The organism is Flavobacterium sp. HSC-32F16, assembly GCF_024171645.1.
GTDB lineage: Bacteria > Bacteroidota > Bacteroidia > Flavobacteriales > Flavobacteriaceae > Flavobacterium.
The window spans coordinates 196,749-219,377 of record NZ_JALKAC010000002.1; the positions used below are offsets into that span (position 1 = coordinate 196,749).

The window sequence follows — 22,629 nt, forward strand, 5'->3', positions numbered from 1 at the left end:
AACAATCCGAAAAAGGTTTTTAAAATATTTTTTAAAATTACATTTCGTTCAATTCGTTGAACTCGTGTAGAGATTTTAATGTGTTTTCGTAAAATAAGATTGCCGCGATAAGGTTTCCTTTATCAGAGTAAGGCATCATTTTTCTTTGAAACTCTACTGTAGTATCCAAGAAAGTTGATGTACCAACTGCCTGAGCATCTAAGATTTTTTTGTGATCACCATCGTCCGGAATACCTAAATCTGCCATCGTAACTCCAGGTTTAGTAACCAAAGCAATGTAAGGAAGAGTTTTTACTAATACTTTAATTCGTTCGATGTACAATTCCAAAAGTTCTCCTTTTTGCATACCACTCAATTCTTTTTGATCGTGATATTTACGAATAAGAGCTGTTGTACTAATAATACTTCTTGGAGCGTTTTTTGCCTGCGCCGAAACAGCTGCAGTTGTCATGATAAAAAATGCACTAAATAAAATAATTTTCCCTTTCATAAATTCTTATTATATAATTGGTTGTTGATGAAAACAAAAATATAGAAATTAACTTAAATTGCAACTTTATTGATTTTTTTTTTCAAAAAAAAACCTTAAAAAAACCTTAAAAACCAGCCTTATGTCGAGAAAATGTGCGTTTTAACGGGCTTTTTGTTAAAATTGTTAAAACAAAAACCGTAAGATATTCCCCATGAAATAATGACGCTTTTAGTCTATAAATAGCCAAAAAATATGTACGTTTATCGTTTTGAGTAAAAAAATATTAACAAAAAAGTCTTGATATCTGCTCGCGTGAAGTAATTTATTAACAAAAGTTAGTTAATATACAGCAAAGTTTTTAGCAAAAATCAATCATAATCTCATAAATGAAAACCGGTCGATAATCTTTCATTCGAAAATTTTTGACTACATCATTTTCTTCTATCTTTGCTTCATGCAATTTTCTCAAATTTTAGGACAGGATTACATCAAAAGCCACTTAATAAAAAGTGCATCCTCAGGACGAATTCCACATGCGCAATTATTCATTGGGCCTGAAGGAAGCGGGACATTATCTACAGCAATTGCTTATGCACAGTACATTTTGTGCAATAATACCGGAAATGAAAACGAAAATGGAAACGATTCCTGTAATTTGAAATTTCAAAACATTTCGCATCCCGATCTGCATTTTATTTACCCAACAGTAACAACCGAAGATGTAAAAACCAAACCTAAAAGCTTAGACTTTATTCAGGATTGGCGAACATTTATTCAGGAAATGCCCTATGGCGGATTATTTGACTGGTATAAAGTTCTGGGTGTTCAAAATAAACAGGGCGAAATCAGGGTCGAAGATGCACAGGAAGTTTTAAAGTCGCTTTCGCTGAAATCCTACGAAGGCGGTTATAAAATCATGATTATCTGGATGGCCGATAAAATGAATATCGCGGCATCAAATAAACTTTTAAAGCTACTCGAAGAACCTTCTGATAAAACGATTTTTATTCTCATTTCTGAAAACGAAGAAGATATTATACAAACCATACGTTCACGCTGTCAGGTAATTCACTTTAACGGACTGCCGGAAAAAGTGATTGCCGAAGCGCTGGTTGCAAAAGAAAATATCGATTCTAATTTTGCAAAAAAAATTGCCCATCAGGCTCAGGGAAATTTTAGTAAAGCCATGCATTTACTAAAAGAAGACGATTCTGAATATCCTTTTGAGCAATGGTTTGTTAATTGGGTTCGTGCCGCTTTTAGAGCAAAAGGAAACGCAGCCGCAATTCAGGATTTAATTTCCTGGAGTGAAGAAATTGCCGGACTTGGCCGCGAAAGCCAGAAAAAATTCATTCAGTTTTGCATCGAAATGTTCAGACAGGCATTATTGCTGAATTATCAAGCACCAAGTTTAGTTTATATTGAGCCAAAAGTCGACAAATTCAAACTCGAAAATTTTGCACCATTTGTAAACGGAAATAACATTCATGAAATTTTCAAAGAACTTTCAGATGCGATGTATCATATTGAAAGAAACGGAAATGCAAAAATAATCTTAACCGATTTATCTATAAAACTGACTCGTTTAATTCATAAAAAATAGTCCCCAAATGAATAATGTTGCTTCTATTTTATTACTGGCATTTTTAGCCTTAACTTTTTTACAATCAGGCTATGAAAAGATTTTTTACTGGAAGGATAATGTAAGCTGGCTTAAAGAACATTTTGCCAAAACACCTTTAAAAAATCAGGTGCCGCTTGCTTTACTTCACTTACTGATTTTAGAATTAATTTCTGGAATTTTATGTGTAGTTGGAGCCATACAATTGTTAACAAACAGCGGACGCGAATATGGTTTTTACGGAGCCATATTTTCTTGTATCTCTTTGTTAATGATGCTTTTCGGACAACGTTTAGCTAAAGATTACGATGGTGCGAGAACCATTGTTATATATTTTATTCCTGCTGTAATGGCAGTTTATTGGTTGAATTAATCAACTTCAATTTTTAAAAAATTAAGTCACTAAATCATTTTAATCTGTGATGCCGATAGTTATCGGGAGTGTCAAAACAAATTTTACAACAAAAAAATGAATCCAAAACACCCTTCAGAATCCCTAACAATATTAACCGATTTAGTTTTACCGAGCGAAACTAATCCTTTAAACAATCTTTTCGGAGGCGAATTATTAGCCAGAATGGATCGTGCCGCAAGTATTGCTGCCCGCAGACATTCACGCCGAATTGTAGTTACGGCATCTGTAAATCACGTAGCTTTTAACAGAGCCATTTCGCTTGGAAGTGTGGTTACTGTCGAGGCCAAAGTATCAAGATCATTCAAAAGTTCTATGGAAGTTTTCATAGATGTTTGGGTAGAAGACCGCGAATCTGGAAACAGAACAAAAGCCAATGAAGCAATTTATACTTTTGTTGCCGTAGATGATACCGGAAGACCTGTCGAAGTACCGCCAATTGTACCGGAAACAGAACTTGAAACACAACGTTTTGAAGCCGCTTTACGTCGTAAACAATTGAGTTTACTACTTGCCGGAAAAATAAAACCTTCTGACGCCACAGAATTAAAGGCTTTGTTTTTATAGTGAAATTTGTGACAATTTGGAACAATTTGAAACAATGAAACTTCAAAATAAAGAAGTATTTTTACAAAATTATTAAGTCTGACAAATTAAAATCAAAAAATTGATTTTGAAATCTTTTGATTTTAGTTTGAAAGAAAAATATAACAATTTTAGACATTAAGAAAAGATGAGTTCAGACAAAGAAGCCAAATTAAAAGCGTTACAGTTAACGCTTGATAAACTTGACAAAACCTACGGAAAAGGAACCGTAATGAAAATGGGCGATAAAGCCATTGTGGAAGTAGAAACGATTTCTTCTGGCTCACTTGGCGTTGATTTAGCTCTTGGAGTAAATGGATATCCAAAAGGAAGAATTATTGAAATATACGGACCAGAATCTTCTGGTAAGACAACATTAACATTGCATGCTATTGCCGAAGCTCAAAAAGCAGGAGGAATTGCTGCATTTATTGATGCTGAGCATGCTTTTGACAGAAACTATGCTGAAAAATTAAATGTTGATATCGAGAACTTAATCATTTCTCAGCCAGATAACGGTGAGCAGGCTTTAGAAATTGCCGAAAACTTAATTCGTTCTGGAGCTATAGACATCGTTGTAATTGACTCTGTTGCTGCTTTAACTCCAAAAAGCGAGATCGAAGGAGAAATGGGAGATTCTAAAATGGGTCTTCATGCACGTTTAATGTCTCAGGCTTTAAGAAAACTTACCGGAACTATCAGCAAAACAAATTGTACTGTTTTCTTTATCAATCAGCTGCGTGAAAAAATTGGGGTTATGTTTGGTAATCCTGAAACAACAACTGGTGGTAATGCGTTAAAATTCTACGCTTCAGTACGTTTAGACATTCGTCGTTCTTCACAAATCAAAGACGGTGAAAACGTAATTGGAAACAGAACTAAAGTTAAAATCGTTAAAAATAAAGTGGCACCGCCTTTTAAAACTGCTGAATTCGACATTATGTACGGAGAAGGAGTTTCTAAAACAGGTGAAATTCTTGACTTAGCTGTAGAATTTGATATTGTTAAAAAAGCAGGATCTTGGTTTAGCTACGGAGATACGAAACTAGGACAAGGACGTGACGCTGTAAAAAATTTAATTAAAGATAATCCTGAATTAGCTGATGAGTTAGAGGTTAAAATTAAAGCTCATATAAAAGAATTAGCAGACGCTTAAATTCTATAAGAATAGTAAAAGATCATTATATCTAAACCCGACAATTTTAAAATTGTCGGGTTTTTTATTTTTTAAAAAAAATTAGAAAGTAACGCAACCTTTTTAAAACAAACTCATCTATTAAACAGACATACGATTTGTTTTTGGTAAAGGCCATAAATACCAATAAGTCGTTTTTTAGAATAAATTTGGTTGGTTGATTCAGTTAAAATCCGTTAGTATCCAAGAACTAACGGATTTTTTATTCAATATTTTAAAGAAATTTCTTCTTTCAACGCAACCTTTTTGACTTTTAGTTCTCTTAGTAATATGTTACATTAACTTGAGTTTAAATAAACTCTTTATTATCAACCCTATAAATATTTTAATCATGAAAGAGAGAATAGAAGTGTTGTTGAATAAAAACCGCAGGAAAACTAAATTAAAATTTAAAAAAGTATTACGATTTATCTCTGAAAAAATTATACACCGATAAACTTTTTGAATTATAAACGGGGGTTTTTATTCAAAAGAAAACCCGACAATTTTTTAAATTTTGTCGGGTTTGTATTTTTAATTACTCTTTTAAATCTTTCTTTTTAAATTCGAGTAAACCTTTATAAATCATCTGTCTTACTGTATCTCTAAGCTCTTTTCTATTGTCAGATGTGAGTCCGTTTGTTTCTACGAAAGGCAGAATCCTGCCGCGCATTTTCCCAAGGCTGCCACTTAAAAACCTATATGGAAAACGGTCTTTATTGTCAGGAAATACAATAGGTACAATTGGAATCTGATGTTCTATGGCAAGTCTAAAAGCACCATCTTTAAACTCGTCCAGTAAAATCGATTCATCATCCGGAACTCCTCCTTCGGGAAAAATACAAATACTTAAACCTTGATTTAAACGGCTTTGAGCTCTTTTAAAAACATCGTTTTTGCTTTTAGATGAATTTCTGTCTACCAAAATACAGGTTCTTTTGTAAAAAAATCCAAACAACGGAATCTTTACAAGTTCTTTCTTTCCAACAAAAACAAAAGGATTTTTAATAATCGCCAGCATCAGCATAATATCGGTCATCGAAGTATGATTTGCTACAATCATATAACTTTTTCCCTTAATGAGTTTTTGATCGCGCTTTACTTTGTAATAAAATCCCATCCCGAAAAGAATGAATTTAGCCCAAATGCGGGCCATTTTAAAGAAATATGGATATCCTCTCTCAGAGATGATAGAAATTAGCAATAACGGCAGCATAATGAGTATTGGAACCGCCATCAAGATATAAAACCAAATGCGCCAAACAATCCAAAAAACAATTTTTAATCCTTTCATGGTTTCAAATGTAAGAAAACAGAAGTGAATTTTATAAAAGAATTTACATTCCAATAAACTTTGCGAACTTTGCGGTTAAATTAAAAATAAACTTTGCGAACTTTGCAGTTAAAATTAAACTTGCAATATTTGCGGTTAAGAAAAAAACTAGAATGGCAAAAATACTTACAGGTGTTCAAAGTACAGGAACACCGCATTTAGGAAATTTATTAGGCGCAATTATTCCAGCAGTCGAATTATCAAATAATCCGGCAAACGAATCTTTTTTGTTTATTGCTGATCTACATTCAATCACTCAGATTAAAGATGGAAAAACTTTAAGAGAAAACACATACAGCACAGCTGCAGCTTGGCTTGCATGTGGTTTAAATCCTGAAAAAGTTACGTTTTACAGACAATCTGATGTGGTGCAGACTACTGAATTGACTTGGTATTTAAGCTGTTTTTTCCCTTTTCAGAGATTAACTTTAGCACATTCTTTTAAAGATAAAGCTGATCGTTTAGATGATGTTAATGCGGGACTTTTTACGTATCCCATGTTAATGGCTGCAGATATTTTATTATATGATGCTGAATTTGTTCCAGTTGGAAAAGATCAATTGCAGCATTTAGAAATTACTCGTGATGTTGCGGCTCGTTTTAATCACCAAATGGGTGAAACTTTTGTACTTCCAGAAGCAAAAATTCAAGAAGACATTATGCTGATTCCCGGAACAAACGGTGGCAAAATGAGTAAATCTGCCAATAATATTATTAATATATTCCTGGATGATAAGTCTTTACGCAAACAAGTAATGAGTATCGAAACAGATAGTACACCACTTGAGGCACCTAAAAATCCAGATACTTGTAACGCATTTGCTATTTATTCTTTGTTAGGAAACGATGAGCAAATTGCAGAAATGAGAGCAAACTATCTTGGTGGAAATTACGGTTACGGTCATGCGAAACAAGCTTTGTTTGAATTGATTACCGAAAAATTCAAAACAGAAAGAGAAAAATATAATTACTATATCAATAATCTAGAAGAAGTTGATGCTCTGTTGAAAAAAGGTGCGGCAAAAGCTTCTGTTATTGCTGATGGTGTTTTAGCAAAAGTTAGAGAGGTTCTTGGATTTCAAAAATAGAATTTTAATTTCCTTTCCCTACAAATATAAACGCTGGTCTCAAATATTGACCAGCGTTTTTCATTTAATCATTTTTTTTTGTAACTTCAACTATACTAATTTTTTAAACATAAAAAAATGAATAAGTATATAGAAGATTATGATGTTCCCCCATATCTATTTCAAATCATAAATATTGTTTTCGCTTTACTCTTGGTTTATTTTATACCGATTGTACAAACACTTTACAAGGAAATAATACATAAGATTTTCTGCGTTAAATTGATTCAAAAAGTTTTCCTGGCAATGGTCTTATTAATCCTTTTAGCTCCATATTTAATAGAAGAGCAGACATTTTAAAAATTGGAAAATCACATTTAATTGCAATGATGTCTAACAACTCTTTTCCATTTTTTTGAAGAAAGTCGTAGATCTTTTGTTCTTCAGGTTCCAATTCAACAAAAAGCTGTTTTTGAATTGGCTTAAATTTTTCTTTAATATCCCAATTCAGCATGTAAATTAAATCAGCGGCATTTGTTAATAAATTTGCTTTCTGAGTTTTAATCAGGCTATTACAGCCCTGACTGTATTTGTCCGTCACTCTTCCCGGTACCGCAAACACATCACGATTGTATTCATTTGCCATATTTGCCGTAATAAGCGAACCGCCTCTATCTGCAGATTCAATGACAATGGTGGCTTCAGTCATACCGGCTACAATACGATTTCGACGAACAAATTTCTCTTTATCGGGATTAGAATCACTCCAAAACTCCGTTATAAAACCTCCATTCTCTTCCATTTTTGACATGTATTTTTTGTGCGTTTTCGGATAAATCTGATTTAAACCGTGAGCCAAAACACCAATTGTCTGTAAATTATAATCTATAGCAGCCTGATGTGCAACAATATCAACACCATAGGCAAAACCGCTGACAATAACTGGATCTAAAGGAGCCAAATCTTCAATTAATTTCCGGCAGAATTCTGTTCCGTAAGAGGTAATCTGCCGTGTGCCTACAATACTGATAATTTTCTTATTTTTTAGATTAATAGTGCCACCAGAAAAAAGTAATACAGGAGAATCAAAACAATGTTTTAAACGATCAGGATAGTTTTCATCCTGAAAATAGGAAACCTCTATCTTGTTCTTTTTAATAAACTCAAGTTCTTGATTGGCTTTCTCAAAAATACTTTTGTCTTTCAAATTTTTTAATAAAACTGTACCAACTCCATCTATAGCAGCAATTTGGTTTACATTAGTTTTAAAAACAGCCTCTGCCTTTCCGCAATTTGTAAGCAGTTTTTTTGCCATAATATCTCCAACTCCGTCCACTTTAAGTAAGGCTAATAAATAAAATAATTCCTGATCTGACATCTTGATAAAATATTATGTAAAATAGAGTTTTAAACTTAATTAAAATAAGTCTGCAAATATGCTAAAAACAAAGTAATTTCTTAATAAAAAAAGGTATTTATAATAAATAAATTTTATACGTACTAATAACCTAAATGTTAAAATACTGAAAATTAATTGTCTATAAAAATATCAGAATTGTTAATAAAAATTGTGAATAAAATTTTGATAACTATATTCATTACCTAACTTTGTTACCATGAAAATCGAAACTTACATCGCGCAGTTATTGTATCGTTATCAGTGTGTAACGGTTCCTGGATTTGGAGCATTTTTAACCGAAATTCAATCGGCTCAGCTGAATGAAAGCACAAATTCGTTTTTTCCACCTAAAAAAACAGTCTTTTTCAACAGCCGTTTAAAAAACAATGACGGACTGCTGGCCAATCATATCGCTCAGGCAGAAAATATATCTTATGGAGCAGCTGTAAATGGTATAGCTTATGAAGTTCAAAATTGGAAACAAACTCTTGAAGATAATGTTGTTATAAGTCTAAAAAACATTGGAGATCTGCGTCTTAATTCTGAGAGCAATATCATATTTACACCCAATGAGCAAATAAACTATTTGGCAGCTTCTTTTGGATTAAGCCCATTTGTTTCTCCGTTGGTTAAAAAAGAAATATTCGAGAAAAAAATAGAACAAATAGAAAAAGAGCCGGTTTCTATATATGAAAATGAAGAAGTTAAATCGTCAAGATCATACTTAAGATATGCGGCAATTTTCGTTCTTGGACTTGGAATAACCGGAAGCATTGGATATCCATTGTATCAAAATCAAATTACGGCACAAACACTTGTTGTTGAAGGAAATGTTCAGAAAAAAGTTCAGAATAAAATTCAGGAAGCAACATTTGTTATTCAAAACCCTATACCAGCAGTAACTTTAGTAGATTCAGCAAAAGTTGAAACTACAGAAAAATTAATGCCCTATCACATTATGGCTGGTGCTTTTAGAAGTGAAGCTAATGCCAGAAAAGCGTACAACCAATTAATCAAAGACGGTTACAGTGCAAGAATGCTTGGCGAAAACAAGCATGGATTATTTCCGGTTTTGTATGGAAGTTATGCTTCAATGGCCGAAGCTGAAAAAGCTCAAAAAGAAATTCAAAAAGGCGAAAATCCAGATGCCTGGATTCTAGTTGAAAATCTATAAAATCTTAAAATCCTATTCTAAACGAATAGGATTTTTTTTTGTTTTATTCTGTTGTTTTAAAAATTTTATCGGGTCTTTTTTACCAATTTCATCTTCTAATTTAGTTTAGTAATTAAACTTTTAAAAGATGAAAACAACTTTAAAAACAGCAGCAATAGCATTTTTTATAATGAACTCGCAGTACTTTTTTGCCCAGCAGATAAATACTGAACAAAGTGCTCAGGAAATTGAATTAAAAAATTATCAAAATGATCTGAAAAGAATTACGGCAGATAATCATAAAAGTCTTGACAATAAAATTTCAGATTTGAAAAAACAGCTGAAAGATTTCGAAACAAAAAAGAAAAATCTATCCAGATCTGAAGATAATTTAAACACAACTGCAGATAAAATAAGTAAATTAGAACTGGTTAACAAAAAAATTGAAAATAAAATAACCACCTCTATAACCTCTGATGAAGAAATTCAAAAACTAAGGATTAAAATAAAAGAAAACGAGGTGAACATTCAAAAACTTAAATTAACGCAAATAACGCAGCAAAAAGAGCTTGAAAAGGCTATTTCAATTCTTTGACGCAAACAAATAATCCTATTCGGTATGAATAGGATTTTTTATTGCTTAGCGTGGAACAATTTTGGCATTCTGAGAAAGAATCTCTTTGTTGTTCTCGTAAATTGTTAAAGTTGCCGGCGGAGAATCTGAAGTGCCCAAAACAATGATATAGCATTCGTAAAGATAGGCACCGCTTTTAAAATCAAATTTGCTGTTTCCTCCGCTTCCTTCTGCACTCCATTTTCCGTTAGAAATAATCAAATCCGGTTTTTCACTCATTGTTTTTTTAACTGACCAGGAAGCATATCTGTACTTCTCATTCCCTAAATCATCAATTCGGATTCGAAATTTAGCAGTTTCCAAAACATACAAAGGCTTCTTAAAATTAGCAATGCTGGAATGCAGGTTCTTTTTTTGAGAAGCAATCAGTTTCTCTTTTAGTTCTTTTTCATATTTTGACTGATAGTTTATCGTTCTCAATTTTCCATCTGTATCCATCCAGATTGTTCCGTTATTTAGCATAATGCCTCGCCATCCAACTTCTGACCAATCTTTATCGACTTTTGACGATATAATTTCTTTCTTCAAACCTGCATCAAAAACTTCAGAATATCGCTTAATAAACTCTGTTTTGTTTTTGATTGAAGGGATAGGATTTTCCCTTTTTAACGGATATGAAATGATCTTTGCAATTTCTTCTTTCTTATCCCCTTTTACGTTATCAATAAAAGTTTGAATAAATTTTTGATATTCTTTTTTAAGTTCCTGTGCCGAGACATTTGTGACAGAAAAAATAATTAATGTGATGTATATGAGCTTTTTCATGATTTCTATTTTACATAATGTTTTTATAATTGATTCTAAAATTTAGAATATAAACCCAAGTTACAAAATCTTATGCCAAGCCGGGAGGAAAATTCCAAATCTAAATTCCAAATCTAAATTCCAAATCTAAATTCCAAATCTAAATTCCAAATCTAAATTCCAAATCTAAATTCCAAATCTAAATTCCACATCTTAATTCCAAAATATAAAATCAGTTAATGCTGGCTTTAAACATCTTAAGTTCATCCCAGGTAAATTCTTCACCGTATTTTTCTTTTAGCGGACTCAAAGATTCTTCCTGATAAAACTGAAATGCTTCACGTAAAGCAAGGATTTTATCATACGGAAGTACATCCGAAATATCCACTTTCTTTGCCTGTATTAGTTTTACCAAATGAGATTCGACAGTTTGTACTGTGAGCTTTCTAATGCGCGAAATATCTTCAATTGAATTTTTTGCCAGCCAAAGTTCATATGTTTCTTCCACTGTGGTCTTTTTTGACCCTTTTTCGGCTGTTTTGTCAACTTTTTTGGCAGAATAACGTATAACAGGCTCGTCGACTTGAAACATGTCTGTATTTGCCATTTTATAGTCTTCTTTGATTTTAGAAATTTTGTCTGTTTTATAATTTTTGATTGCTGGAGATGTCAAACTTTCTTTACTGATTGTTTCACGGGAAACCACAATATCAACCAGAAGTTTGGCTTTCATCAAACGTAAAACCGCTTTAGTCTGCAAATCGTCAAGCAATGCTAATTCCTCGTAAAACTCTTTTACTTTTTTAAATTTCTGAATTTCAGCCATTTTACTCAAAATATCAGAAACCAATTTATCCATTGGTTTAAAAAAGTAATCATAAGCCGCTACTACCCTTTCCTGCACAAACTTTAAATCAACCGTTTCTTTACTGAAAATTTTATTGAGCTGCTGAATAAATTTCTGCGAAGGATCTGCCAATGCTTCGATTGTATCCATACGTTTATGCGCCCAGGCTGAATGTTTTGATTTTTCTGAAGCGACGGCATTTTCGTTGTAACTAAAACGATGATTTCTCCATTCCTGAGCTAAATCTGTCCAGTTAAAACTGTTTATCAAATAGTTATGAATAAAATTTTTGGTTTCAAAATGAAGTGAATTTTTTAAATCGTTTTCTGTCGCTTTATTCAAAGCATAATCCATTACGTCCTGATCGTTCGACAAACCATTCATTTGCATCTTAGAAAGCAAAATAAGCCCGTTTAAGGAAGTTAAACGCGAAAGTGCAACATACGCTTGTCCGGGCAGAAAAACTTGCGATACATCGAGCGCAGCTTTCTCAAAAGTTAAACCCTGACTTTTATGAACCGTAATGGCCCATGCCAATTTGATTGGATAATGGGCAAAAGTGCCTAAAACTTCTTCTTCAATTTCTTTGGTCAATTCGTTGACTTTGTAACGAATATTTTTCCATTCGTATTTTTCAACTTCGATAGTTTTGTTTTCTTCAGGAAAATGAACAAAGATTTCTTCTGCCGAAAGCGATTTTATAACACCCATTTTTCCGTTAAAATATCGTTTTTCAAAAGACGCATCATTCTTAACAAACATTACCTGAGCACCGACTTTTAATTTTAAATTTTCTTCTACAGGAAAAATTTTCTCCGGAAAATCACCCACTACAAATGGCTGATAGGCAAATTCGTTTCCTGCTAAATCATTAATAGCCTGCTCATTTATAGCATCGGCTTTTGCGTTGTGTGTGGTTAAAGTGATATAACCCGGATTATTCTTTAAGTCGAAATCCGGCTGTACATATTGGTTTAAAACCTCAATATCTTCCGTGGTAATTTGATTGTTTCGCAGATTGTTTAAAACTGAAATAAAAACATCATCGCTCTGACGATAAATCTTTGATAGTTCGATATACAAAGGCGGATTTTGTTGAATTACATGCGAATGAAAAAAGAATTTCCCTTTGTAATAATTTCTCAAAGTCCTCCATTCTTCATCCCTAATTACCGGCGGTAACTGCAATAAATCGCCAATAAAAAGCACCTGAACACCGCCAAAAGCACGGGTATTTCTTCGAACTGTCTGCATCATAAAGTCAATTGCATCCAGTAAATCAGCGCGAAGCATACTGACTTCATCAATGATCAGTAATTCCATATTTCGAATCACATTTCGCTTTACATTGTTCATTTTGAAATGTCGGCGAAGCGATTCTTTATTTTCGAATTTTACGGTTTCTGTAAACTGCGAACTTTCCTCATACGAAGGAATAAATGCCGAAAATGGCAGCTGAAACATGGAATGAATCGTTACGCCGCCTGCATTTAACGCTGCAATTCCGGTTGGGGCAACAACTACTGTGTTTTTGTGTGTTGTTGCTATAATTTCACGTAATAAAGTCGTTTTTCCTGTACCGGCTTTACCCGTCAGGAAGATCGATTTTTGTGTTTGATTTATGAATTGTAAAGTGTAAGCTGCGGCTTCTGAAACATTTTGCATTAGGCTGGAATTAAACGTCAAAAATATCGCATTTTTATAAAAGAAAAAAACCTAAATCCAATGTGGATTTAGGTTTTTCAATTTTAGTTTAGTTAGTTTGGCAGTTTTTATTTTTTAGCTTCTTCCGCTTTTACAGGAGCTTTTTCTTCTGCTTTTGGAGATGCTTTGTATTTGTCATTCAAAGCTTTAGTTACTTCTTTTGTAATATCATACTTTTCTTCAGCATACAAAACAGTAGCTGCATCGCCAGTACCGTAGATATAAGAATAACCGTTTTTCTTACCGTATTCTTTGATGAATTTTTTAACTCCGCTTACCAAAGAATCCATTTCTACACCACTTTCTTGCTGTAATTGCTGCGATAATGCTTGTTGAGCATATCCTAATTGCTGCTCTCTTTTTTGTAATTCTGCACCTCTTTGTTGTGCCCATTGCTGGCCATTTGCCTGTGCCTGACTTTGAAAATTAGCAGCGTCTTGTTTAAAACGAGTAATTTCAGCTTGCAGCTGTCTTCCTTTTTCTTCTGCCTGAGCTTTGTATTTAGCCTCAAGGTCTTTTGCTTCAGTGTACTCTTTCATCAAAACTGAAGTATCTATGTAAGCTGTTTTTACTTCCTTAACTTCTGTTGCCTTATTACACGAAACAACTAAAATTGAAAGTGCGATAATTACTAATGCTTTTTTCATTTTCTAAATTTCTATTTTTTTATTGTATGAAAGACAAAAATATAAAAAAATAAATAGCATCAACATAAAGTTTAAAAAATGCTCTAATTTTATGATATTGGTTTTGTTTATGGTCTAAATTACTACTATAAAATATCACTATTGAAAGTGGCTTTTACAGCTTTTGTTAGAGCCATTTTCTCTAAAAAGTCAATACAAATCCTCATTTCACCTGAGAAAATGCCTTAAATGCGCTTATTTTACGTTTTAGTGGTTTTTTATTGCTTAAATCTGCGCTGAAAACTTTTTTGAAATTTTAGTTTCAAATTTTATCTAAAAAAGTGGTTTAAGCACAATGATCTATCTTCATTTTAAAAACAGCCATTTTTCATAAAAAAATATTTTTCTTTTGAACAGTTTTTAAATTTTCATTTTTCGAGATTCGAAAAACCAAAATGTAAAAAATTAAAATCCTGAAATTTTTATTCGGAAAGATTCAAAATTTGAAATAAAAAAAATCAATAAAAAAATTGAAAAAAAGCCCAAATTTAAAGGCATTGATTTTATTTATGGATGAAAAAAAAGCTATAAAAGAACACTATTAAAAGTGGCTTTCATAGCTTTTATTACAGCTGTTTTCTTAAAAAAGATAACACAAACCCTCATCTTACCCAAGAAAACACCTTAAATGCGCTTATTTTGCGTTTTAGCTGTTTTTTAGCACGTAAATGTGAGATGAATACTCCTTTGTGCTTGATGCTTTTAAATTTGATCTTAAACCAATAAAAAATGCACGGATAAAATTCATTTTTCCGGTTTTGTATTTTTCAGAAAGAAGACTCACATAAAATGAATCAAATTTCATTGGAAGCACTTTTTCTAATTTCATGTCTACTTTTTCGAAAAGTGATTTTATTGCTTTTTTCGAAAAATGCCAAAAATGAATTGGCACATCAAAAGCTGCCCAAAATTCACCGTAATGTTTTGCATCGAAAGATTTGAAATTTGGAACCGCAATAATTAATGTTCCAGTTGGTTTTAATAAACGCTTCAACTCCTGAATTTGAAATTCCAAATTTGGAACGTGTTCTAAAACGTGCCACATTGTAATTACGTCAAAAGAATTATTTTCGAGTTCGCTGATTTCTTCAACAAATGAAATTCCTTTTTGCTTGGCAATATTTTTTGCCCGTTCGCTTGGTTCAACTCCAATGACATTCCAGCCGTCGTTTTTTGCCGTTAATAAAAAATCACCCGTTCCGGCACCAATATCTAAAATTTTTCCTTTTTGGGATTGTTCCGAATTAATCAAATTCAGTTTGTTTTTTAAAGCTATACTTTTTACAAAATGATAGGCTTTTTCAAAAACAGAACGTTTGTTATCTGTGTGCGAAATATAATCTTCGCTTTCATAATATCTTCCTAAATTTTCTAAATCTGGCTGCGGAGAAGTAATAAGCATATCCAGATTTTCATCATAGTACAGATCGAAAATTTCTTTCGAAACAGAATGGTCTTTTACAGTAAGAAAATGTTTTTTGTTTAAAACGTCCATTTTTAAATTCTTGGTATTTTTGGTTTAATTCATGAGAAATGCTAAAAATGAAAAATCACTTTTAGCATCATTTTTTATTTCTATTTATTTGTTCAATTTATTTTAACTGCAGAAATTTTTCATTTTCGATTTTTGTATTTTCATAAACACTAAAACCATTTTGATATAAAACAATAAAGAAGATTTACACCCTTCTCATTTTACATTATATCATTTTCATAATCGATAATCCAGCCATTCAAATTGAAGTGTGTTTTTTTTTTTTTTTTTAAAAAAAAAATTCTTCAAGCAATATTGTTCCGTTTTCATTTCTAAAAATCTGATTATTTATCAGTATCAAAAACCAATTTTCTGATCTCGAAAAAAAAATAAAAAATCCAGCTTTTAATTTTATATAACGTATCAAATAACAAATAATGTTTTGTATTTGAAAGATCGTTTAAATACAATTCAAAATCCTACATTGTTTTGCAATTTAATATTGTTGGATATTTCTAGTTCAAAAATTGTATCAAGACTTCTTCTCTTTTTAGATAAATTATTTTCGATAATCTTCATAAATGAAACTTTAGATTTTTATATCTTTTATCATTCTGAGAAACGAGAAATCTTCCTTAACAATTCCACAACTAAAAAAACAAATCCTTGTTGAAGCAACGAAAATTCTTTTTCCTCAGAAATGACAAACTATATTAATTTTGATTTTGTTTCACGTGGAACAAATTCTATTTTTATTTTCAGAGCTTAGATTTTAGATTACTTTATTGGAATCTAAAATTTAATTCATTTGAATTGTTTCACGTGAAACAATTCAAATAAACTTCAAATTATGCGATCGTACAAAATCTAAAATATAAACTAAGAAATCCAAAGTCTCTATCTTCCCATATAAATCAAAAGCACAGAAATATCACTTGGTGATACGCCGCTAATTCTTGATGCCTGAGAAATTGTAACTGGTCTGATTTTACTTAATTTTTGTTTCGCTTCAATCGACATTGATTTGATTTTATTGTAATCGAAATTCTCCGGAATTTTCACTTCTTCTAAACGAGTAAGTTTATCAGCGTTGTTTCTTTCCTTCTCGATATAACCAGAATATTTAACCTGAATTTCGGCTTGTTCTAAAATTTCTTTATCCAAATCATTTTCTTCAACATATGCTTTTACTTTTTCAAATTTCAGCATATCCTCCAAATCAATTTGCGGACGCGAGAATACTTTAAACATTTTATCACCTTGCGTAATTGGAGCTGTTTCTTTCGCTTCTAAAATTGGATTTGTTTCTGCAACCGAAACACTCGTTTCTTTGAAGAACGCAACCATTTTTTCAGACTCGTTTAATTTCTTTTCCATTCTTCGCAAACGAGCTTCAGAAGCAAGACCAATTTCATGTGACATTGGTGTCAATCTAAAATCAGCATTATCTTGTCGCAACAATGTTCTATATTCTGCTCTTGATGTAAACATACGATAAGGCTCTTCCGTTCCTTTCGTAATTAAGTCGTCGATCAAGACTCCAATGTATGCTTCATCACGTTTCAAAATTAACGGCGCTTTTTCGTGCACTTTTAAATGCGCATTTATTCCGGCCATCAAACCTTGCGAAGCTGCTTCTTCATATCCTGTCGTTCCATTAATTTGTCCGGCAAAATATAATCCTTCAACTAACTTGGTTTCCAAAGTATGTTTCAATTGCGTCGGCGGGAAATAATCATATTCGATTGCATAACCCGGACGGAAGAATTTCACTTTCTCAAAACCAGCAACAGAACTCAATGCTTTAAATTGAATGTCCTCTGGAAGCGAAGTTGAAAATCCGTTTACATAAACTTCACAAGTATTCCATCCTTCCGGTTCAACAAAAAGCTGGTGGCGTTCTTTATCTGCAAATCGATTAATCTTATCTTCAATCGACGGACAATATCTCGGACCCAAACTTTTTATTCTTCCATTGAACATTGGTGAACGATCAAAACCTTCTCTCAAAATATCATGAACTTCCAGCGAAGTGTATGTCATGTGACAAGATCTTTGATGCGTTAACGGAACGGTCAAATCCGAATAAGAAAACTTATCCGGAACTGCATCTCCTTTTTCTTCGTTCATTTTAGAATAATCCAAAGAACGTCCATCAACTCGTGGAGGCGTTCCCGTTTTCATTCTTCCAGCTTCAAATCCTTCTTTGATCAAATCTTCGGTAATTCCGGTTGCAGCACTTTCGCCTGCTCTTCCTCCACCAAATTGTTTTTCTCCAATATGAATTAATCCGTTCAAAAAAGTTCCGTTTGTCAACACAACCGATTTGGATCGGATCTCTACTCCAAGTGAAGTTCTAATTCCTTTTATCTTTCCGTTCTCAATAATCAGACCTTTTACCATCTCCTGGTAAAAATCTAAATTTGGAGTTCCCTCCAACATCATTCTCCATTCTTCTGCAAAACGCATTCGATCACTTTGAACTCTCGGCGACCACATTGCTGGTCCTTTTGATTTGTTCAACATCTTAAACTGAATTGCAGTTCGATCTGAAACAATTCCGGAGTAACCTCCAAGCGCATCAATCTCACGAACAATTTGTCCTTTTGCAATTCCTCCCATTGCCGGGTTGCAAGACATCTGGGCAATGTTCTGCAAACTCATTGTAACCAATAAAGTTTTGGATCCTAAATTTGCGGCCGCGGCCGCGGCTTCAGATCCTGCATGTCCAGCACCAACTACAATAACATCGTATTCTTCTAAAAACATTTTGTTTTATTATTCTCTGCAAACCGTTTAAGGCGGTTTTCAGAATTAACTTTATTTTCATTTGTTCCACGTGGAACGGGATTTTTGTTTCAGGTTCTTCTTGTTTCACGTTTCAAATAAAACTTAAAAGGTTTCACGTGGAACACTTTTAATTTCAAACGCAAAACAAAATCTATTTATTTCAAGTGGAACGAATCAAGAAGTTCTGAAATAGAAAGTTCAAATTTCAAATCAGCAGACACAAATCCAAAACTTTACTTTTAAAAAAAGTTTAAAATTTAAAAGAATCTATATCTGTTCCACGTGGAACGAATTACCAAAATCTCGATTTATATATTCTTTTAAAAGATACTCTCTATAAAAAAGACTTTCTAAAATCATTATCAGTACTAAAAAAATAATCTTCTTTTTGTAATAATGTTTCACGTGAAACATTATTACAAATATTGTTCTTCTTCAAAACACGCTAAAAAACAATAAAAAAAATCTTTTAACTGTTCCACGTGGAACTATTTATTGTAAAATTTAAAATACAATCTAATAATTACTAAATATGTTTCACGTGGAACACATATTATTTAATTCATTGTTCCGTAAAATCTCAACTCTTTTTTAAGCGTTCCACGTGGAACGCTTACTTGTAATTCAATCACAATATGTTTCACGTGAAACATATTATAGATTTTAAAAAAGATGTTTAATTACTGTTCCACGTGAAACATCGCGATTTTTTCATCTTCTTTTGAACGCATAAGTTCTGCATCTGCATCACTTTTGTCTTTGTATCCACAGTAATGTAAAATGCCGTGAGCCAATACACGTTTCAATTCTTCTTCAAAAGAAACATTAAAATCTTTTGCATTGTCTTCTACTCTTTCAACAGAAACAAAAATATCTCCGTTTAATTCGTTACCAACTGTATAATCAAAACTGATAATATCTGTTAGTGTGTCGTGATTTAAATACTCTACATTTATTTTGTGCAGGTATTCATCATCACAAAAAATATAATTTATTTCTCCTTCATTCTTCTTTTCAGAAACAATAACAGCGCTTAACCAATCTGTTAAAGCTTGTTCATTGTCTAGAGAAAATTCGGTTTCGTAATTAAAGTTTATCATTTTGTATTAAAATATTCTTGAACCTTTTGATTAAAATTCGAGCGCAAAGGTAGCGATTGTCTATTTAAAATTTCTACACTATTTAAATAATCAGTTAATGAGCTTGGTAACGCATTTGAACGATTAGAAAATTCAGCCTTATTGGTTTCAGATTGACGCTTCGTATCTTGCCCTTGTTCCTGAACTGCATTGTTTAATTTTAATAATTCTTGCTGAATATTTAAAATTCTCTGCAGGTTCTCATTCTTAAATCCTTTATTTAAAATCTGTTTTTCTGAAGCTTTCATTTGTTCAATTGCAGATCTTCCTTGCATGTCTAATCCTTTTTTAGCTAACTCTTTTTGTAAAGCTTCACGAAGTTTAACCTGCTCTTTGTAAATCTCCATTATCTTTTCAGCATCTCCTTCTCCATCTTCACCATCGTTTCCTTCGTTACCTTTTCCTCCTTCTTTGCCACCTTGTCCATTTTTACCCTGACCATTTTTACCATCTTTTCCTTGTCCACCTTTTCCTTGTCCGCTTTCTTTACCTTGGCCTTGACCTTGTTTTCCTTCTCCACTTTTTCCTTGCTGACCACTTCCCGGTTTATCTCCCGGCTTCATACCTTCTTTCATTTTATCAGCCAGACCTTTTTGTTTTTGAATAATATCGGGTAATTGCATTCCTTGTCCGTCTCCTGGTTTTGGTTTTCCCATTCCCGGTTTAGACATTTGCATCTGCATATTATTTAAAAGGTCGCTTAAAAAATCGGCTAATTTGTTTGCAGATGAAACAGCGTATTGCTGATGTGAAACTCCTTTTGGGATTTGAACATCGGTTAAAACCTCAATTGCTTTATCCATATTATATTGTACGTTGCCAATTTCTTTGGTCACATCTTCTGCAATTTTTGGATTTCTTAATGACATTGCAAACAAACTATCATCGACATGACGGAACTGTTGTTTTAAATTCTGCTGAATTTTTATGTTCTTCGTATAAGCAGAAGAACCTAATTTCATCGATTTAAATTGTTTCATTACATCTTCCTGTGATAATGAAAATGCTAAAAGGTTATCCAGAATTTGACGAAGCATGGCAACATCTTCTTCTAATTGTTCTTGTTCTCCGCCTTCCATACTTGAACTCATTTGCTCAGCCATTGACTTCATTTTCTTTGAAGCACTTTTTTGTTTTGGCTTAGCCGAAGAAGTATTCTTTTTATTCAATTCTTCCGAAGCTTTATTCAAATCATTCTCTACCTCTTTTTCTTTTGAAGCGTCTTTAGGAATATCCAAAGGAGATTTCAAACTATTATTTTCATCTTTCAAATCTTTAAGATCTTCTTGAATTTTGTCAAATGATTTATTGATATCGTCTTGTTTCTCTTTTGTGTTTTCAGCATCTTTATTAGAAAGCTGTTCTTGCTTTTCTGCTAACTTATTTAGCTTCTCTGCAACTTGCTCTGCTTTCTTTTCTACATAAAAACGCTTTGTTAATTCGACTAATTGTTCTAAATTACGAGATTGGTTTTTACTGATTTGCTTGAACTTTTCCATCTTATCAAACAACTCTTCGCTGTTTAATTTATCGTTTAGGTTCTTCAACTCGTCCATTAATTTCTGATTTTTCTCTAAATCTTTCTCGGCATTATCTAAACGCTTTTGTAAATCTTCGGCAGTTTTATCTTTCTTCTCTGTATTGTATTTGTCTAAATTCTTGTTCATTTTTTCAGCAAACTGCTTCATCATTTCGTCTTGCTGTTTTTGACGTTTGATAAAATCATTTACTTTTTGCTGATCTTTAAACTCTAAATTATCTTTTTCTTTTCCGGTATTTTTTAGTTTATCCATTTCAGAAAATTGCTTTTCCTGATTCTTTAATGATTTTGATAAACTATTAATGTTGGCATTTTGCTGTTGCAATTCTGCATCCTGAATTTCATCTGTTGTAGAAACACGATCTGAAAATGTAGAAGATTTTGTACTCTTAAATCCGTGCAATGCATCATTATCAAAAACCTCAAAATAGTATTCATAAGATACTCCTTCTTCAACTGCAAGATTACTTGGAAAGTTAAAAACGAACTGATCAAACACTCCTTGCTTTACAGGAATGGTTCCTCGTTTTGCAGTTTGTGGTTTGCCATGTTCGTAATAAACAACTTGTAATTTTGATAAACCGTAGTCATCTCCCAATCTTCCTAAAACATAATTCTTATCTAATTTTAAACTATCCGGTGCTGGCGAAACGGTAATTGTTGGATGCTGATCTTTGATAACTGACAGCTGATAGTCTAATTTCTCATAGTTTTTAACCTTATTATTCGAAGTAAGAATTTGATATTCTGTATTTTGATTAATATTTTTAGCCAATTTAAACTCATTTTCGGCCTTATTAAACTTCAAAATTGAGTTTTCATCTTTCCAAACTACCTCTTGAGTTGACTGCGTTTTCATTTTCCAGGTTACAATTGTTCCTTCTGGTACGATTGCATTTCCGGTTCCCTGAATCGTTTCTGATTTCTTTTTTAGGTAAGATGGAAAATTCAAAACCATTTCGAAGTTGGCAATCGATGGAACTGTAATAACTTTTAATTCATATTCGTTTGATGAAACTGAATTTCCTTCAAATGAAAACTGCATATCTGTTGTTGGTTTTTCAATCTTAAATTCGAACTTTCCGGTTTGAGAAGATTCCATAAAATAGCTTTCGTTACCAATATGGATCATCACATTTTCTGGAACAACGTTTCCTTCTGTTTCTACTTTTACAATAAAATCTTTGTTTTGTTCTGTTTGAAGTTTATCATTTAAAACCACAAATTTGAAAGGAGCCGGTGGTAAAAATGCAGAATTAAAATGCACTACTCTATTAAAACTTTGCGAAATTATATTGCTGTTTCCTGAAACAAAAAACACTGCAAATAGCAAAACTGGAATCAATGCTAATGGCAAATATTTTTTATTTGATTTATAATTGATGGCATTTCCAAACGGAATTGGCTGCAATGAATTTGCTTTTTGTTCGATCGAAGCCAACATCAATTCAGAACTTTCTGCTGAATTCTCATTTGAAGAAAGCTGTAAAAAGTTCGTTAGTTTATCACTTACTTCTGTAAAATGATTTCCAATAATGGCCGAAGCCTGATTATAATCGATTCCTTTTTGAAGTTTGAACAACTTAAAAATTGGAAATAAGATAAAACGAAATAACAGAAAAACTTCTACTGCAATAAATATCCAGAATAAAAGTGTTCTTCCTAAGGGTTTCAGCCAAAGAAAATACTCTATAAAAAGTGTAAACAAGAAATACAAAAGTCCAAAACCAATAAAAAGAAGTGCTCCTTTTATCAATTCGTTCATGTAATATTTCTTTATAAATCCTTCTAACTTCTGATATATTGCAGATGATGTTTTCAAAATAAAATCTCTTTTAATTATAACCCATAAAAG

The 22,629-nt window shown here is 32.4% G+C and carries 17 protein-coding genes; 7 read left to right on the forward strand and 10 right to left on the reverse strand.

Going from position 1 to position 22,629, the window contains the following annotated elements; genetic code table 11:
- Positions 1–37: 37 nt before the first annotated feature.
- On the reverse strand, positions 38–490 hold the full coding sequence (locus tag L1276_RS07395) for a hypothetical protein (RefSeq protein WP_253786462.1): 453 nt from the start codon (positions 488–490) through the stop codon (positions 38–40).
- A 436-nt stretch (positions 491–926) separates the two neighbouring features.
- On the opposite strand from L1276_RS07395, the gene L1276_RS07400 reads away from it, so the two are divergent.
- The 4 genes from L1276_RS07400 (at position 927) to recA (ending at position 4,246) form a co-directional block, all read left to right on the forward strand.
- Positions 927–2,075 carry a DNA polymerase III subunit delta' gene (locus L1276_RS07400; protein WP_253786463.1) on the forward strand — a complete coding sequence of 383 codons (1,149 nt, stop codon included), beginning with the start codon at positions 927–929 and terminating at the stop codon, positions 2,073–2,075.
- A gap of 7 nt (positions 2,076–2,082) precedes the next feature.
- Complete coding sequence (locus L1276_RS07405; protein ID WP_253786464.1) at positions 2,083–2,466, forward strand: DoxX family protein; 384 nt, start codon at positions 2,083–2,085, stop codon at positions 2,464–2,466.
- A 96-nt stretch (positions 2,467–2,562) separates the two neighbouring features.
- Positions 2,563–3,072, forward strand: a complete 510-nt coding sequence (locus tag L1276_RS07410) for an acyl-CoA thioesterase (RefSeq protein ID WP_253786465.1) — start codon at positions 2,563–2,565, stop codon at positions 3,070–3,072.
- 166 nt (positions 3,073–3,238) lie between these two features.
- The gene (recA, locus tag L1276_RS07415) at positions 3,239–4,246 is read left to right on the forward strand and encodes a recombinase RecA (RefSeq protein WP_253786466.1); all 1,008 of its coding nucleotides are present in this window, start codon (positions 3,239–3,241) and stop codon (positions 4,244–4,246) included.
- 556 nt (positions 4,247–4,802) lie between these two features.
- On the opposite strand, the gene L1276_RS07420 is transcribed toward recA, so the two are convergent.
- A complete protein-coding gene (locus tag L1276_RS07420; protein ID WP_253786467.1) occupies positions 4,803–5,558 on the reverse strand; it encodes a 1-acyl-sn-glycerol-3-phosphate acyltransferase in 756 nt (251 codons plus the stop codon).
- A 152-nt stretch (positions 5,559–5,710) separates the two neighbouring features.
- On the opposite strand from L1276_RS07420, the gene trpS reads away from it, so the two are divergent.
- A complete protein-coding gene (gene trpS / locus L1276_RS07425; RefSeq protein ID WP_253786468.1) occupies positions 5,711–6,685 on the forward strand; it encodes a tryptophan--tRNA ligase in 975 nt (324 codons plus the stop codon).
- A gap of 256 nt (positions 6,686–6,941) precedes the next feature.
- On the opposite strand, the gene dprA is transcribed toward trpS, so the two are convergent.
- Entirely contained in the window at positions 6,942–8,042 is a 1,101-nt protein-coding gene (gene dprA, locus L1276_RS07430; protein WP_253786469.1) for a DNA-processing protein DprA, read from the reverse strand.
- A 238-nt stretch (positions 8,043–8,280) separates the two neighbouring features.
- On the opposite strand from dprA, the gene L1276_RS07435 reads away from it, so the two are divergent.
- A complete protein-coding gene (locus tag L1276_RS07435; RefSeq protein ID WP_253786470.1) occupies positions 8,281–9,237 on the forward strand; it encodes an SPOR domain-containing protein in 957 nt (318 codons plus the stop codon).
- A 127-nt stretch (positions 9,238–9,364) separates the two neighbouring features.
- Positions 9,365–9,811 carry a hypothetical protein gene (locus L1276_RS07440; protein ID WP_253786471.1) on the forward strand — a complete coding sequence of 149 codons (447 nt, stop codon included), beginning with the start codon at positions 9,365–9,367 and terminating at the stop codon, positions 9,809–9,811.
- Positions 9,812–9,856: 45 nt separating this feature from the next.
- Here L1276_RS07440 and L1276_RS07445 read toward each other — a convergent pair whose 3' ends face one another.
- The 7 genes from L1276_RS07445 to L1276_RS07475 form a co-directional block, all read right to left on the reverse strand.
- Positions 9,857–10,615, reverse strand: a complete 759-nt coding sequence (locus tag L1276_RS07445; protein ID WP_253786472.1) for a hypothetical protein — start codon at positions 10,613–10,615, stop codon at positions 9,857–9,859.
- Positions 10,616–10,826: 211 nt separating this feature from the next.
- Complete coding sequence (locus L1276_RS07450; RefSeq protein ID WP_253786473.1) at positions 10,827–13,106, reverse strand: helix-turn-helix domain-containing protein; 2,280 nt, start codon at positions 13,104–13,106, stop codon at positions 10,827–10,829.
- A gap of 107 nt (positions 13,107–13,213) precedes the next feature.
- Positions 13,214–13,792: an OmpH family outer membrane protein gene (locus L1276_RS07455; protein WP_253786474.1), complete on the reverse strand. Its 579-nt coding sequence runs from the start codon at positions 13,790–13,792 to the stop codon at positions 13,214–13,216.
- Positions 13,793–14,477: 685 nt separating this feature from the next.
- Positions 14,478–15,326: a bifunctional 2-polyprenyl-6-hydroxyphenol methylase/3-demethylubiquinol 3-O-methyltransferase UbiG gene (locus L1276_RS07460; RefSeq protein ID WP_253786475.1), complete on the reverse strand. Its 849-nt coding sequence runs from the start codon at positions 15,324–15,326 to the stop codon at positions 14,478–14,480.
- 876 nt (positions 15,327–16,202) lie between these two features.
- Positions 16,203–18,074: a tRNA uridine-5-carboxymethylaminomethyl(34) synthesis enzyme MnmG gene (mnmG, locus tag L1276_RS07465; protein WP_253786476.1), complete on the reverse strand. Its 1,872-nt coding sequence runs from the start codon at positions 18,072–18,074 to the stop codon at positions 16,203–16,205.
- Positions 18,075–18,775: 701 nt separating this feature from the next.
- A complete protein-coding gene (gene ybeY / locus L1276_RS07470) occupies positions 18,776–19,195 on the reverse strand; it encodes an rRNA maturation RNase YbeY (RefSeq protein ID WP_253786477.1) in 420 nt (139 codons plus the stop codon).
- On the reverse strand, positions 19,192–22,596 hold the full coding sequence (locus L1276_RS07475; RefSeq protein ID WP_253786478.1) for a DUF4175 family protein: 3,405 nt from the start codon (positions 22,594–22,596) through the stop codon (positions 19,192–19,194). Before L1276_RS07475 ends, ybeY begins: the two co-directional genes overlap by 4 nt.
- Positions 22,597–22,629: the final 33 nt, after the last annotated feature.